Here is a 13,122-nt window from a genome sequence, read left to right as displayed (position 1 = left end):
CGTCTGTTGTCAGACGTTTCCTTCATAGTCCTGTTGCCTGGCCTGATGTTCCCGTTGGAACTCAGCCAGCAACACCGCTTGCTCGTCAGTCAGAGCTAGGCTTTCTAGAAGTTCAGGTCTTCTAAGCCAGGTTCGGCCCAGCGACTGCTTTAAGCGCCAACGACGTATCTCGGCATGGTTACCCGACAGCAGAACTGGCGGTACCTCCATCCCTTCCAACACCTCTGGGCGGGTATAGTGCGGGCAGTCCAGCAATCCGTCGGCGAAGGAGTCTTCCTCCGCTGAGGCCTGATGGCCCAGCACACCCGGTATGAAACGGGCGACTGAATCAATCAGGGTCATTGCCGGCAGTTCCCCGCCGCTGAGAACGTAATCGCCGATTGACCATTCTTCGTCAATTTCGGCTTGGATTACGCGCTCGTCTATCCCTTCGTAACGGCCGCATACCAGAATCATCTTCTGATTGGCCGCCAGTTCGCACACGCCGGTTTGATCCAGCTTGCGCCCCTGAGGTGACAGATAAATCACCTTTGCTCCCTCGCCTGCCGCTGCTTTCGCCGCATGAATGGCTTCCCGTAAAGGTTGCACCATCATCAGCATTCCCGGGCCGCCGCCGTAAGGGCGATCGTCCACGGTACGATGCCGGTCGTAGGTGAAGTCGCGAGGACTCCAACACTGCACGCTCAGCAGGCCATTTTTTACTGCCCGGCCAGTCACCCCGTAATCGGTGATAGCGCGGAACATCTCAGGAAACAGGCTTACAATACCGATGAACACAAGCCAATCCCCTTACCGTTATTCCACTTGCTTCGACCGTTTGATCCGGGGGTCAAAAACCAGGATCCCAATCTGCCTCAATCACGCGGGCAGTGAGATCGACTTTCTTGATAACCTGCCCATGAAGAAACGGAATCAACCGCTCCTTCATGCCGAACGCATCTTTCAGGTTCGCTTTCACAACCATCACATCGTTCGAGCCGGTTTCCATCATATCGATGACTTTACCCAGCTCGTAGCCGGCGGTGGTGACTACCTGGCAGCCCATCAGGTCTTTCCAGTAGTAATCGTCACCCTCCAGCGGAGGAAGTTGCTCAGAATCCACCATAATCTCGCGATTAGTCAGCAGATTCGCCGCGTCCCGATCGTCAATGCCTTTGACCTTGATGATCAGATCCTGACTGTGGCGCTTCCAGTCTTCCAACTCGATATGCTGCCACTGACCCGCCTGCTGGATAAACCACGGCTGATAGTCAAAAATGCTTTCGGCGTTCTCGGTGGATGAAAACACTCTGAGCCAACCACGAATGCCGTAAGCGGACCCCATTTTACCGAGTACAATCGGCTGCTTAGGCGCTACCGGTTTGAGTTGCTTGCTCATTGCCACCACCGCGACAGATTAAGCTGCTTTCTTAGCGTCTTTGATCAGCGCGTGAACGCGATCAGAAACGGTTGCACCCAAACCAACCCAGTGCTCGATGCGGTCCAGGTCCAGACGCAGTGCTTCAGCCTGACCGGAAGCGATCGGGTTGAAGAAGCCAACGCGCTCGATGAAACGACCATCACGAGCGTTGCGGCTGTCGGTCACTACTACTTGATAGAACGGACGCTTTTTAGCGCCGCCACGTGCCAAACGAATTGTTACCATAACATCCTCTTTAGTTAATAAAACAGCCGGGCCCCATTGAGGGACGGGGCCCGGTTGCAATATAAAAAGCCCGAAAATTTTACTCATTTTGGCGCAAAAAGCAATCTAAAGCGTCGATCGCAGGGGACAACTTTTGCAGCCTGTCAAATTTCGGGCGGTTTTCACCGCGAACGGCGAATGCTGAAAGCGCCCGCACTCAGCGTGCGGAGGCCCATCAGCGGCCTGGGAAGCCCGGTGGCATCATACCTTTCATGCCGCGCATCATCTTCGCCATACCGCCTTTCTTCATCTTCTTCATCATACGCTGCATTTCGTCGAACTGCTTCAGCAAGCGGTTGACGTCCTGCACCTGCATGCCGGCCCCCATCGCGATGCGGCGCTTGCGCGAGCCCTTGATGATTTCAGGTTTGGCGCGCTCTTTCAGCGTCATCGAGTTGATGATCGCCTCCATGCGCACCAGCACTTTGTCGTCCATCTGCGATTTGACGTTGTCCGGCAGTTGGCCCGCGCCCGGCAGCTTGCTCAACATGTTGGCCATACCGCCCATGTTGCGCATCTGCTTGAGCTGCTCCAGGAAGTCGGTCAGATCGAAACCGTCGCCCTTCTTCAGCTTGTTGGCCAGTTTCTCCGCCTGCTCGCGGTCGACCTTGCTTTCGATATCTTCGATCAGTGACAGCACGTCGCCCATGCCCAGGATGCGTGATGCCACGCGATCCGGGTAGAACGGCTCCAGCGCTTCGGTCTTCTCGCCCACGCCGAGGAATTTGATCGGCTTGCCGGTGATATGGCGGATGGACAATGCGGCACCGCCGCGCGCGTCGCCGTCGACCTTGGTCAGCACCACGCCGGTCAGCGGCAGCGCTTCGTTAAACGCCTTGGCGGTATTGGCGGCGTCCTGGCCGGTCATGGCGTCAACCACGAACAGGGTTTCCACCGGCTTGATCGCCGCATGCACCTGTTTGATCTCGTCCATCATCGCTTCGTCAACGTGCAGACGGCCGGCGGTATCGACGATCAGTACGTCGTAGAATTTCAGCTTGGCCTGTTGCAGCGCGCGATTGACGATGTCGATCGGTTTTTCTTTGACGTCAGACGGGAAGAAATCGATGCCGACACCTTCCGCCAGCGTTTCCAGCTGTTTGATCGCCGCTGGGCGATAAACGTCCGCGGAAACCACCAACACTTTCTTCTTCTGTTTTTCTTTCAGGAACTTGCCGAGCTTACCGACGCTGGTGGTTTTACCGGCGCCCTGCAGGCCCGCCATCAGCACCACCGCCGGCGGCTGGGCCGCCAGATTCAGCTCGGTGTTGACTTCGCCCATCGCGGCGATCAGCTCGCCCTTGACGATCTTGACGAACTCCTGCCCCGGCGTCAGGCTCTTGTTGACTTCATGACCAACCGCGCTCTCTTTGACGCGGTTGATGAAGTCGCGCACCACCGGCAGCGCAACGTCCGCTTCCAGCAATGCCATACGCACTTCACGCAGGGTTTCCTTGATATTCTCTTCGGTCAGCCGCCCGCGGCCGCTGATATTGCGCAACGTGCGCGACAATCGATCGGTTAAATTTTCAAACATCGTCTCATGCTCAACGTGTAATGACAGGCCGCTCCGGCGACACAATTGCGCCGATGATAACACGAAGCGCGCAGGATCTCTGCCTCAGCGTTGGAGATAGGTTGGAGTGAAACGCGCGCAACGTTATACTGACACTCCTATTAACCACGCCGAAGCAAAATTAAACGCTATGCCAGTTTTCTCCATTGTGGCTTTGATGGCCTACCTGCTCAGCCTTGGACTGATCATTCCCAGCTTGTTGCGGAAGAACAGCGCATACCGTCGACTGGCCCTCGTCTCGGCGGTGGTGGCGCTGATTTGCCACGCCATCGCGCTGCAGCAGCGCATCTTTGACGTCAGCGCCGGGCAGAATCTCAGCCTGCTGAACATTGGTTCTATCGTCAGCCTGATCATCTGCTCGGTGATGACCTTCGTCGCTTCGCGCGACCGCGGCTGGTTCCTGCTGCCGATCGTCTACAGCTTCGCGATGATCAACCTGGCCTTCGCCAGCTTTATGCCCGGCGAGTTTATCACTCACCTGGAGGCCAGCCCGGAATTGATGGTGCATATCGGTCTGGCGCTGTTCTCTTACGCCACCCTGATCATCGCTGCACTCTACGCCTTGCAGCTCGCCTGGCTCGACTACCTGTTGAAAAACAAGAAGCTGACCTTCAGCGCCGACATGCCGCCGCTGATGAGCATCGAGCGCAAGATGTTCCATATCACCCAGATCGGCGTGGTGCTGCTGACGCTCACCCTGTGTACCGGCCTGCTGTACATGGATAACCTGTTCAGCAAAGAGAACGTGCATAAAGCCGTGCTGTCGATCATGGCCTGGTTCGTGTATATCGTGCTGTTGTGGGGCCATTACCATGAAGGCTGGCGCGGCCGCCGCGTCGTCTGGTTCAGCTTCGCCGGCGCCTTCCTGCTGACGCTCGCCTATTTCGGCAGCCGTCTGATTCAGCAGGTGATGGTGCGCTAGGCCAGCCTGGCTCAATTCTCCCTCTCTATAAGGAATACTGCATTGGAGCATGTGTCGACGGGGACCCTCATCATTATCCTGGTGATCATGATCGTGGTCTCCGCTTACTTCTCCGCCTCCGAAACCGGCATGATGACGCTCAACCGTTATCGCCTGCGTCATCTGTCCAAACAGGGCAACCGCTCGGCGCGTCGGGTGGAGAAGCTGCTGCAAAAACCGGATCGGCTGATCGGCCTGGTGCTGATCGGCAACAACCTGGTCAACATCCTCGCCTCGGCGCTGGCGACCATCGTCGGCATGCGGCTGTATGGCGATCTCGGCGTGGCGATCGCGACCGGCATACTGACCTTCGCCGTGCTGCTGTTCGCCGAAGTGCTGCCGAAGACCTTCGCCGCCCTCTATCCGGAACGTATTGCCTTCCCCAGCAGCGTCCTGCTGGCCCCGTTGCAAAAGGTGATGTTCCCGCTGGTCTGGCTGCTCAACGGCATCACCAGCCTGACCTTGCGCCTGTTCGGCATTCGCACCAACGTGCGCATCAGCGACGCCGTCAGCAAGGATGAGCTGCGCACCATCGTGCGCGAATCCCAGTCGCAGATCTCCCGCCGCAATCAGGACATGCTGATCTCGGTGCTGGATCTGGAAAAGGTGACGGTCAACGACATCATGGTGCCGCGCACCGAGATCGTCGGCATCGACGTCAACGACGACTGGAAGTCGATCATGCGCCAGCTGACCCACTCGCCACACGGCCGCATCGTGCTGTATCGCAGCTCGTTGGACGATGCGATCGGCATGCTGCGCGTGCGCGAAGCCTATCGCCTGATGACCGAGAAAAAAGAGTTCAACAAAGAGAACCTGCTGCGCGCCGCCGACGAGATTTATTTCGTGCCGGAAGGCACGCCGCTCAACGTGCAGTTGGTGAAGTTCCAGCGCAATAAAGAGAAGGTCGGCATCGTGGTCGACGAGTACGGCGACATTCAGGGCCTGGTTACGGTGGAAGACATCCTCGAGGAGATCGTCGGCGACTTCACCACCTCGATGTCACCGACGCTGGCGGAAGAAGTCACGCCGCAGAGCGACGGTTCGGTCTTGATCGACGGCACCGCCAACGTACGGGAGCTGAACAAAGCCTTCAACTGGACCTTGCCGGCCAATGAAGCCCGTACCGTCAACGGTATGCTGCTGGAAGAACTGGAAGAGATCCCCGAAATCGGCACACGGGTGCGTATCGGCCATTACGATATCGACATTCTCGACGTACAGGGCAACATGATCAAACAGGTGCGAGTCACGCCGATCACCTCGCTGCAGTCCAGCGTCGGCCATCACTGACCGCCGGCCAGAACGTAAAAAAGACGCGAAATCGCGTCTTTTTTGTTTCTGCGGGAAACGTACGGTCAGATATGCAGCTCCTGCAGCTTCTCTTTCGGCAGCGCCAGCTCGTCGTTGTGGTTAACCACCACGTCGTTATCCAGGATGTGCTTGGCGATCTCCTGCGCTTCTTCCAGCGAGTGCATATGGTAAGTGCCGCACTGGTATTCGTTCAGCTCAGGGATCTTGCGCTGGTCGGTCACTTTCAGCACGTCGGCCATTGCCGCTTTCCAGGCATCGGCAACGCGCTGCTCTTCCGGCACGCCGATCAGGCTCATGTAGAAACCGGTACGACAGCCCATCGGGGAGATGTCGATAATCTCCACGCCCTGGCCGTTCAGGTGGTCACGCATAAAACCGGCGAACAGGTGCTCCAGCGTGTGAATGCCGCGCTCGGGCATCACTTCCAGGTTCGGGCGGCAAAAGCGCAGATCAAACACCGTGATGGTATCGCCATGAGGCGTTTTCATGGTTTTTGCAACGCGGACAGCCGGAGCTGCCATACGGGTATGATCGACGGTAAAGCTATCCAGCAATGGCATTTCGCTACCTCCTCGTAAAAGAGCATTTATTTCGAAACTTTTTTTCCTAACCGGGAAACCTTTTCCAACCCTGCGAGTCTGAGTATGTGAAAGACGCGCATTTGTTATCATCATCCCTGTCATCAGAGATGCATATTTGGCCACATTGATGTGGCCTTTTTCTTTTTCAGCTTCCGCCGTTTTGCTTCAGGAACGCTTCAAAGCTTAGCGTATCATTGGCTTCTATGTCGCGTTGGCGCTGCCACGAGGCTTCCCGCTCTTTATCCAGCTCGGCCTCATTGAGGATTTCCAACGGTTCTTCCAGCAACGTCTGGCGATACTGCTCCGCCAGCTGCAGACCGACGCGCCCAGTGCCTTCCGCCTTCATCGCCTTCAGAATGCGCGCGGAGAAGGTCAGCTCAGGATCGTCGAACGCGGCGACCAGCTCATCGCACACCTGCTGGTATTGACGATTGCCGGCTTCGCCGTCCAACACTTCAGCTACCCGACGCAGATCGGCGAACAGCGCCTTACCCACTTTTTCCAGCGGCTCATGGCTGGCACCACAGCCGATGCCGATGGTCTGGCCCGGCTTGCGCCCTTCGAGGATCACCCGGTTCCAGTTCTTGCGCGTGCACAGCAGTTCATCGCTGCTCATCTCCGGCGCATCGGCCAGCGCGCACCACACCAGGAACAGATCCAGGAAACGCGCCTGCACCGCATCCACGCCGATCGGCGAGAACGGGTTGATATCCAGAGAACGCACTTCGATGTATTCGATACCGCCGCGCAGCAACGCGTCTGACGGTGTCTCGCCGCTTTGGGTCACGCGCTTCGGCCGGATCGGCGCATACAGCTCGTTCTCGATTTGCAGCACGTTGCTGTTCAGCTGCAGGTAGCGATCACCCTCTTTCACGCCCAGCTTGGCGAACTCTTCGGAAGGCGTAGCGATCGCCCGCTTCAGACCGGCCACATAGCTGTGCAGATCGTTGAAGGTGATGCCCAAATTGCTCTGCGACTTGTTGGTGTAGCCCAGGTCGCTCAGACGCAGCGAGGTGGCGTACGGCAGGTAGCACATCCCCTGCTCGGTGCGCTCGAACGGCAGATTGGTCTCGCGCCCTTTGAGGAACGAAGAACAAATGGCCGGCGATGCGCCGAACAGATACGGGATCACCCAGCCGAAACGATAATAGTTGCGGATCAGGCGGAAATACCCCGCCGAGATCTGCTCTTTACCGCTTTCTGCGTCCTGCACGCCGGCCCAGGCCTGCCAAAATTCCAGCGGCAGCGAGAAGTTGTAGTGCACACCGGAAATAGTCTGCATCAGCGCGCCATAGCGATTCTTCAGCCCTTCACGGTACAGCGTCTTCATGCGGCCGATGTTCGACGAACCGAACTGCGCCAGCTCGATGTCCTGCTCGGCTTCGATAAAACACGGCATGCTGAGCGGCCACATGCGCTCATCGCCAATGTTGCGCGCCACGTAGCGATGAATATCGCGCAGGAACGTCAGCAGGTGATCGATATTGTCATCAACCGGCGTAATAAACTCTAACAGCGCCTCGGCGAAGTCCGTGGTGATCCAGTGGTGCGTCAATGCCGCCCCCAGCTTTTCCGGATGCCCGGTGGTCGCCAAGGTGCCGTTCGGCGTGACTCGCAGCGTTTCACGCTCGATGCCGCGACGAATGCCTTTTAATGCCTGAGGATGGGCTTCCAACCAAGAAAGCGCCTGTGATACGTCCGGGATCAAATTGACCTCCCGCTTCTAAAAACAATAACTCGTAAGCATACTGAATCCGCACCCGAGAGAATATTGAGTTATATTCACTTGGTTACTGCCACCAGGCAATGCCCTGTACCGTTATCATAGCCAAAACGATGTAACGCAGCGCCTTTCCGATACACAGAAACAGCGCGACAGAGCCCCAGGGCATGCGCAGCCAACCTGCCAACACGCACAACAAATCGCCCACCACCGGCACCCAGCTGAGCAACAGCGCAGCCGGGCCGAAGCGTTGCAGCCACCCGAGCGCCGTTGCCAGCCCCCGCTGTGGTTTCAACGCCGGTAACAGGCGCCCGATAATGACATTGGTCAAGCCGCCCAGCGTGTTGCCCAAGGTCGCGGCCAATACCAGCAATTCCGGCGAGACGCGACTCTGGGTCAGCAAGGCGACCAGAACGATTTCTGAATTTCCCGGCAGCAGCGTCGCACTGAGGAAGCTACTGCCAAATAACGATATTACGGCTAGCGTACTACTCACAGCGTGCGGACGTCTACCACAGCCATACCGGCACTTTTCGCCGCCTGAATGCCAAATTCGGCATCTTCAAACACCACGCATTTTTCCGGCGGCACGCCGATCAGTTCAGCACAGCGTAAGAAGGTATCCGGCTCCGGTTTATGGCGCTGTACGTCGTCCGCGCCGACGATCGCGTCGAAGCAGTCGAACAGGCCGAGATGACGCAGCAGCATTTCAGCCATGCGGTGCTCGCTGCCGGTACCGACCGCCATCGGACGGCGGCCGTGATAGGACTTCACCACCTCGATCAGCGGCAATGGACGCACGCTATCCAGCAGCATCGCTTCCACCGCGCGGGTTTTCTCCGCCGCCAGGTGATGGGGATCGAGGTCGGCCTGATGGCTGGCGATAATCGCCTGAGCGATGCGCCAGGTCGGCGAACCGCTCAGCGCCACCATGGCCGTTTCATCAAACGTCATGCCATAACGGGACAGCACTTCATGCCACGCTTTACGGTGCGTTGGCTCGGTGTCCAGAATCGTGCCGTCCATGTCGAAAATAAGACCCTGATAGCGGTCGTACATCGTTACTCCATGATCGTTGAGGAAAGAAAACTACTTTAGCGTAAAGCCGATGGGTTGTCGCTGACTGCGTCATAGCGGAATGTGCTGTGCCTAATCGTGCACAAAGGGGAAAGGGGGGGAGATAGATAAAGGCTGAAAAGCGAAAAACCCGCCGAGGCGGGTTTCTCTTAGATGGTGCATCCAGGAGGATTCGAACCTCCGACCGCTCGGTTCGTAGCCGAGTACTCTATCCAGCTGAGCTATGGATGCATGTCTATTTTTTACTGCTTGCCTGCTTCGCTAACGAAACACGACAGAAAGAATGGTGCATCCAGGAGGATTCGAACCTCCGACCGCTCGGTTCGTAGCCGAGTACTCTATCCAGCTGAGCTATGGATGCACAGGAATTCTTTTTTGATACCGTATGGTACGTTGTTACTACCCCACCATACTGCAAAATATGGTGCATCCAGGAGGATTACTCGGCGCTAGCGCCTCGCCCTACGGGCCATTGCTTAAGCAATGTTATCCTCCTTCGAGCACTTTCTTGCTCGTCACCTGTCTGAAACTCTCGCTTCGCGACACATGAGGAAAATATGGTGCATCCAGGAGGATTCGAACCTCCGACCGCTCGGTTCGTAGCCGAGTACTCTATCCAGCTGAGCTATGGATGCAAATGGCGGTGAGGCGGGGATTCGAACCCCGGATGCAGCTTTTGACCGCATACTCCCTTAGCAGGGGAGCGCCTTCAGCCTCTCGGCCACCTCACCATACGCTTCTTTCGAATTGTGCCTAACTTGCTTTGGAGAAGCTCATCGGCACTGCGTGGCGCACATATTACTTTCTCCGACTTTTAAGTCAAACAATTTTTCCCAACTCATGCGCGTTTGCACAATTCACACCCAACATGGGCGATTTCACGGCAAAAAGGGCGTTTTATCAACAGGCAACCGTAGCGTCTGTGGCAACAAAGCAGAAAACTAACCGGGAAAATAATCACGAAAAAGAGAGGGGAGAACGAAAGAAGTGGGTAAAACGATGCAGTAGCGTCTCGTCTGGCAACGAGACGCTGCTTCGGAATCAGTAAGTCGTCTGCTGAGACTTCTCTGCCTGAATGCGCTGATAGATTTCTTCACGGTGAACCGAAACCTCTTTGGGGGCATTCACACCAATACGCACCTGGTTGCCTTTTACCCCTAGCACAGTGACCGTAACCTCATCGCCAATCATGAGGGTTTCACCAACTCGACGAGTCAGAATTAACATTCTTTGCTCCTTGAAAGATTAAAAGAGTCGGGTCTCTCAGTTTCCCCGTCATTATCCATCATATGTGGTGAAAACGTAAGCCGCGCAATCCACAATAAGTGTAAGCAGACTTGGTCCCACCTCAGATAATGGTAAGTTTAGCCGACCTGAAAAACTTTGTTCCCGCAATTGTAACTAAATTGTGTTAGCACAGTATGAAAACGCCATAATCAACAAAGTATTATGGCGTTTGTGCGTGCTATTTATTTATGTTCACAGCTTCGAGGCCACCCAGGCTTCTACGCTGTTTAACGCCGCTGGCAGGGCGTTGATATCCGTCCCCCCCGCCATCGCCATATCAGGGCGACCACCGCCCTTGCCGCCGACCTGCTGCGCCACGTTGCCGATCAACTCGCCGGCTTTCACGCGGTCAGTCAGATCCTTGGTCACGCCCGCGACCAGGCTGACTTTGTCATCAGCCGTCGTCGCCAACACGATAATGGCCGAACCCAATTGATTTTTCAGGTCATCCACCATAGTGCGCAGCATTTTGGCTTCGACATTGTCCAACTGGCTGACCAACAGCTTCACGCCGTTAACCACTTTCGCCTGACTGGACAGCGACGCGCTTTCCTGCGCCGCCTGCTGATCTTTCAGTTGCTGCAGTTCTTTTTCCAGCACGCGGGTGCGATCGAGCACCGAGCGCACTTTATCGGTCAGGTTGTTGCTATCGCCCTTCACCAACTGCGCAACGTCTTGCAACAAATCGCTTTGCTGATGCAGCGTAGCTATAGCGCCAGCACCAGTTACCGCTTCAATACGGCGAATGCCCGCCGCGGTGCCCGACTCGCTCAGAATGCGGAACAGGCCGATATCGCCGGTGCGGCTGGCGTGGGTGCCGCCGCACAGCTCGGTGGAGAAGTCGCCCATGGTCAGCACGCGAACGTTGTCGTCGTACTTCTCACCGAACAGCGCCATCGCACCCTTCTCTTTGGCATCTTCCAACGCCATCAGCTCGGTCTGCACCGGCAGGTTACGACGCACCTGCTGGTTAACCAGATCTTCCACCGCGCGAATTTGTTCCGGCTTCATCGCTTCGAAATGCGAGAAGTCGAAGCGCAGGTATTTGTCGTTAACCAGAGAGCCTTTCTGCGCAACGTGCTCGCCCAACGTTTGGCGCAGCGCAGCGTGTAGCAGGTGGGTCGCGGAGTGGTTCAGGCGGATGCTGTTGCGGCGCTCAGTGTCGATCTGCGCGTCCACGCGATCGTTCAGCTTCAGCGAACCTTGCGCCAGCTTGCCTTGATGGCCGATAGCCTGACCGTATTTCTGGGTGTCGTTGACCACAAACTCGGCGCCTGCGGTTTTCAGCACGCCTTTATCGCCGACCTGGCCGCCGGATTCACCGTAGAACGGCGTCTCGTCCAGCACCACCACCGCCTCTTCGCCAGCGTTGATCTGATCGACCGGCTGGCCGTCGCGGAACAGCGCAATGACCATCGCCTGCTGCTCGTCGTGATCGTAGCCGCTGAACTGGCTGCTGCCGTCCACACGGATCAGGCTGTTGTAGTCGGCGCCGAAACCGCTGGATTCGCGCGCGCGGCGGCGCTGTGCTTCCATCGCCTCTTCAAAGCCCGCTTCGTCGACTTTCAGACCGCGCTCGCGGCAGACGTCAGCGGTCAGGTCCACCGGGAAGCCGTAGGTATCGTACAGACGGAAAGCGGTTTCGCCGTCCAGGGTATCGCCCTGCAGCTTGGCCAGCTCTTCGTCCAGCAGCGCCAGACCACGCTCCAGCGTACGGGCAAACTGCTCTTCTTCGGTTTTCAGCACCTGCTCCACCAGCGACTGCTGGCGTTTCAGTTCATCGGCCGCCGGGCCCATCACTTCGATCAGCGGCGCCACCAGCTTGTAGAAGAAGGTGTCTTTCGCGCCCAGCATGTTGCCATGGCGGATCGCACGACGAATGATGCGACGCAGCACGTAGCCGCGGTTTTCGTTAGACGGGATCACGCCGTCAGACACCAGGAAGGCGCAGGAACGGATGTGGTCGGCGATAACGCGCAGAGATTTATTGTCCAGATCGGTCGCACCGGTCACTTTCGCCACGGCGGCAATCAGGGTGCGGAACAGGTCGATCTCATAGTTGGAGTTCACATGCTGCAACACCGCCGCGATGCGTTCCAGGCCCATACCGGTATCCACCGAAGGTTTCGGCAGCGGCAACATGGTGCCGTCGGACTGACGGTTGAACTGCATGAAAACGATGTTCCAGATCTCGATGTAGCGATCGCCGTCTTCTTCCGGGCTGCCCGGAGGACCACCCCAAATGTGATCGCCGTGATCGTAGAAAATCTCGGTGCACGGGCCGCATGGGCCGGTATCGCCCATCTGCCAGAAGTTATCAGAAGCGAAAGGCGCGCCCTTGTTGTCGCCGATGCGGATAATGCGCTCGGCCGGTACGCCGATTTGCTTCTGCCAGATGTCGAATGCTTCGTCATCGGTTTCATACACGGTGACCCACAGTCGCTCTTTCGGCAGGTTGAACCAGTTTTCACCGGTCAGCAGTTCCCACGCGTAGCTGATCGCGTCGTGCTTGAAGTAATCGCCGAAGCTGAAGTTGCCCAGCATTTCAAAGAAGGTGTGGTGACGAGCGGTATACCCGACGTTTTCCAGGTCGTTATGCTTGCCGCCTGCGCGCACGCAGCGCTGCGAGGTGGTGGCGCGGGAATAGGCGCGTTTGTCGAGCCCCAGGAAAACATCCTTAAATTGGTTCATGCCGGCATTGGTAAACAGCAATGTCGGATCATTGTTAGGCACCAGGGAGCTGCTTGCTACAACCTGATGACCCTTACTATGAAAGAAATCGAGAAACGCTTGACGGATCTCAGCGGTGCTCTTGCTCATAATTTTCCTGGAAAGGCTAGAATAACGACACGTGAGCCGGTGGCGCGTCATCCCGACGATGACAACCAGCTCACGAACAAAAAGTGGGGATAAGATAAA

Annotated in this window: 13 protein-coding genes and 4 tRNA genes; 3 read left to right on the top strand and 14 right to left on the bottom strand. The window is 56.9% G+C overall.

Features of this window, described 5'->3' with window-relative positions:
- Positions 1-9: 9 nt before the first annotated feature.
- From trmD to ffh, 4 genes are all read right to left on the bottom strand, one after another.
- The gene (gene trmD, locus ACSJLU_RS04190; protein ID WP_043143896.1) at positions 10-777 is read right to left on the bottom strand and encodes a tRNA (guanosine(37)-N1)-methyltransferase TrmD; all 768 of its coding nucleotides are present in this window, start codon (positions 775-777) and stop codon (positions 10-12) included.
- A 52-nt stretch (positions 778-829) separates the two neighbouring features.
- On the bottom strand, positions 830-1,378 hold the full coding sequence (gene rimM, locus ACSJLU_RS04185; RefSeq protein WP_019455135.1) for a ribosome maturation factor RimM: 549 nt from the start codon (positions 1,376-1,378) through the stop codon (positions 830-832).
- Between the two features lie 18 nt (positions 1,379-1,396).
- Positions 1,397-1,645, bottom strand: a complete 249-nt coding sequence (gene rpsP, locus ACSJLU_RS04180; protein WP_004932501.1) for a 30S ribosomal protein S16 — start codon at positions 1,643-1,645, stop codon at positions 1,397-1,399.
- Positions 1,646-1,859: 214 nt separating this feature from the next.
- Positions 1,860-3,221: a signal recognition particle protein gene (gene ffh / locus ACSJLU_RS04175; RefSeq protein WP_004932504.1), complete on the bottom strand. Its 1,362-nt coding sequence runs from the start codon at positions 3,219-3,221 to the stop codon at positions 1,860-1,862.
- Between the two features lie 169 nt (positions 3,222-3,390).
- On the opposite strand from ffh, the gene ACSJLU_RS04170 reads away from it, so the two are divergent.
- Positions 3,391-4,182, top strand: a complete 792-nt coding sequence (locus ACSJLU_RS04170; protein ID WP_004932506.1) for a cytochrome C assembly family protein — start codon at positions 3,391-3,393, stop codon at positions 4,180-4,182.
- 42 nt (positions 4,183-4,224) lie between these two features.
- Positions 4,225-5,514 (top strand): HlyC/CorC family transporter, encoded by a 1,290-nt coding sequence (locus tag ACSJLU_RS04165; protein ID WP_016929024.1) that lies wholly within the window; start codon positions 4,225-4,227, stop codon positions 5,512-5,514.
- Between the two features lie 65 nt (positions 5,515-5,579).
- On the opposite strand, the gene luxS is transcribed toward ACSJLU_RS04165, so the two are convergent.
- The 10 genes from luxS to alaS form a co-directional block, all read right to left on the bottom strand.
- Positions 5,580-6,095, bottom strand: coding sequence for an S-ribosylhomocysteine lyase (gene luxS / locus ACSJLU_RS04160; RefSeq protein ID WP_019455133.1), 516 nt, complete (start codon positions 6,093-6,095; stop codon positions 5,580-5,582).
- Positions 6,096-6,261: 166 nt separating this feature from the next.
- A complete protein-coding gene (gshA, locus tag ACSJLU_RS04155; RefSeq protein WP_049200284.1) occupies positions 6,262-7,824 on the bottom strand; it encodes a glutamate--cysteine ligase in 1,563 nt (520 codons plus the stop codon).
- An 82-nt stretch (positions 7,825-7,906) separates the two neighbouring features.
- Positions 7,907-8,335, bottom strand: coding sequence for a YqaA family protein (locus ACSJLU_RS04150; protein ID WP_004932520.1), 429 nt, complete (start codon positions 8,333-8,335; stop codon positions 7,907-7,909).
- Positions 8,332-8,898, bottom strand: a complete 567-nt coding sequence (gene yqaB, locus ACSJLU_RS04145) for a fructose-1-phosphate/6-phosphogluconate phosphatase (RefSeq protein ID WP_025301636.1) — start codon at positions 8,896-8,898, stop codon at positions 8,332-8,334. The genes ACSJLU_RS04150 and yqaB overlap by 4 nt, the downstream gene beginning before the upstream one ends.
- Before the next feature lie 172 nt (positions 8,899-9,070).
- Positions 9,071-9,147, bottom strand: a tRNA-Arg gene (locus tag ACSJLU_RS04140).
- Between the two features lie 53 nt (positions 9,148-9,200).
- A tRNA-Arg gene (locus ACSJLU_RS04135) sits at positions 9,201-9,277 on the bottom strand.
- A 197-nt stretch (positions 9,278-9,474) separates the two neighbouring features.
- Positions 9,475-9,551, bottom strand: a tRNA-Arg gene (locus tag ACSJLU_RS04130).
- A gap of 3 nt (positions 9,552-9,554) precedes the next feature.
- Positions 9,555-9,647: transfer RNA gene (locus ACSJLU_RS04125), tRNA-Ser, on the bottom strand.
- Between the two features lie 310 nt (positions 9,648-9,957).
- On the bottom strand, positions 9,958-10,143 hold the full coding sequence (gene csrA / locus ACSJLU_RS04120; RefSeq protein ID WP_004091602.1) for a carbon storage regulator CsrA: 186 nt from the start codon (positions 10,141-10,143) through the stop codon (positions 9,958-9,960).
- Between the two features lie 252 nt (positions 10,144-10,395).
- Positions 10,396-13,023: an alanine--tRNA ligase gene (alaS, locus tag ACSJLU_RS04115; RefSeq protein ID WP_025301635.1), complete on the bottom strand. Its 2,628-nt coding sequence runs from the start codon at positions 13,021-13,023 to the stop codon at positions 10,396-10,398.
- On the opposite strand from alaS, the gene ACSJLU_RS04110 reads away from it, so the two are divergent.
- Positions 12,973-13,116: a hypothetical protein gene (locus tag ACSJLU_RS04110; protein WP_162180460.1), complete on the top strand. Its 144-nt coding sequence runs from the start codon at positions 12,973-12,975 to the stop codon at positions 13,114-13,116. The genes alaS and ACSJLU_RS04110 overlap by 51 nt on opposite strands.
- Positions 13,117-13,122 lie beyond the last annotated feature (6 nt).

The sequence above is a fragment of the Serratia bockelmannii genome (assembly GCF_051803255.1).
Taxonomy (GTDB): Bacteria; Pseudomonadota; Gammaproteobacteria; order Enterobacterales; family Enterobacteriaceae; genus Serratia; species Serratia bockelmannii.
Note: the sequence above shows the minus strand (reverse complement) of the source record. Positions and strands in the feature narration are given on the sequence as shown.

Bases quoted from the DNA above. Each gene is read 5' to 3' on its own strand.
- luxS (WP_019455133.1), bottom strand. From the start codon at position 6,095: ATGCCATTGCTGGATAGCTTTACCGTCGATCATACCCGTATGGCAGCT.
- ffh (WP_004932504.1), bottom strand. From the start codon at position 3,221: ATGTTTGAAAATTTAACCGATCGATTGTCGCGCACGTTGCGCAATATC.
- yqaB (WP_025301636.1), bottom strand. From the start codon at position 8,898: ATGTACGACCGCTATCAGGGTCTTATTTTCGACATGGACGGCACGATT.
- alaS (WP_025301635.1), bottom strand. From the start codon at position 13,023: ATGAGCAAGAGCACCGCTGAGATCCGTCAAGCGTTTCTCGATTTCTTT.
- rpsP (WP_004932501.1), bottom strand. From the start codon at position 1,645: ATGGTAACAATTCGTTTGGCACGTGGCGGCGCTAAAAAGCGTCCGTTC.
- ACSJLU_RS04110 (WP_162180460.1), top strand. From the start codon at position 12,973: ATGAAAGAAATCGAGAAACGCTTGACGGATCTCAGCGGTGCTCTTGCT.
- ACSJLU_RS04170 (WP_004932506.1), top strand. From the start codon at position 3,391: ATGCCAGTTTTCTCCATTGTGGCTTTGATGGCCTACCTGCTCAGCCTT.
- csrA (WP_004091602.1), bottom strand. From the start codon at position 10,143: ATGTTAATTCTGACTCGTCGAGTTGGTGAAACCCTCATGATTGGCGAT.
- rimM (WP_019455135.1), bottom strand. From the start codon at position 1,378: ATGAGCAAGCAACTCAAACCGGTAGCGCCTAAGCAGCCGATTGTACTC.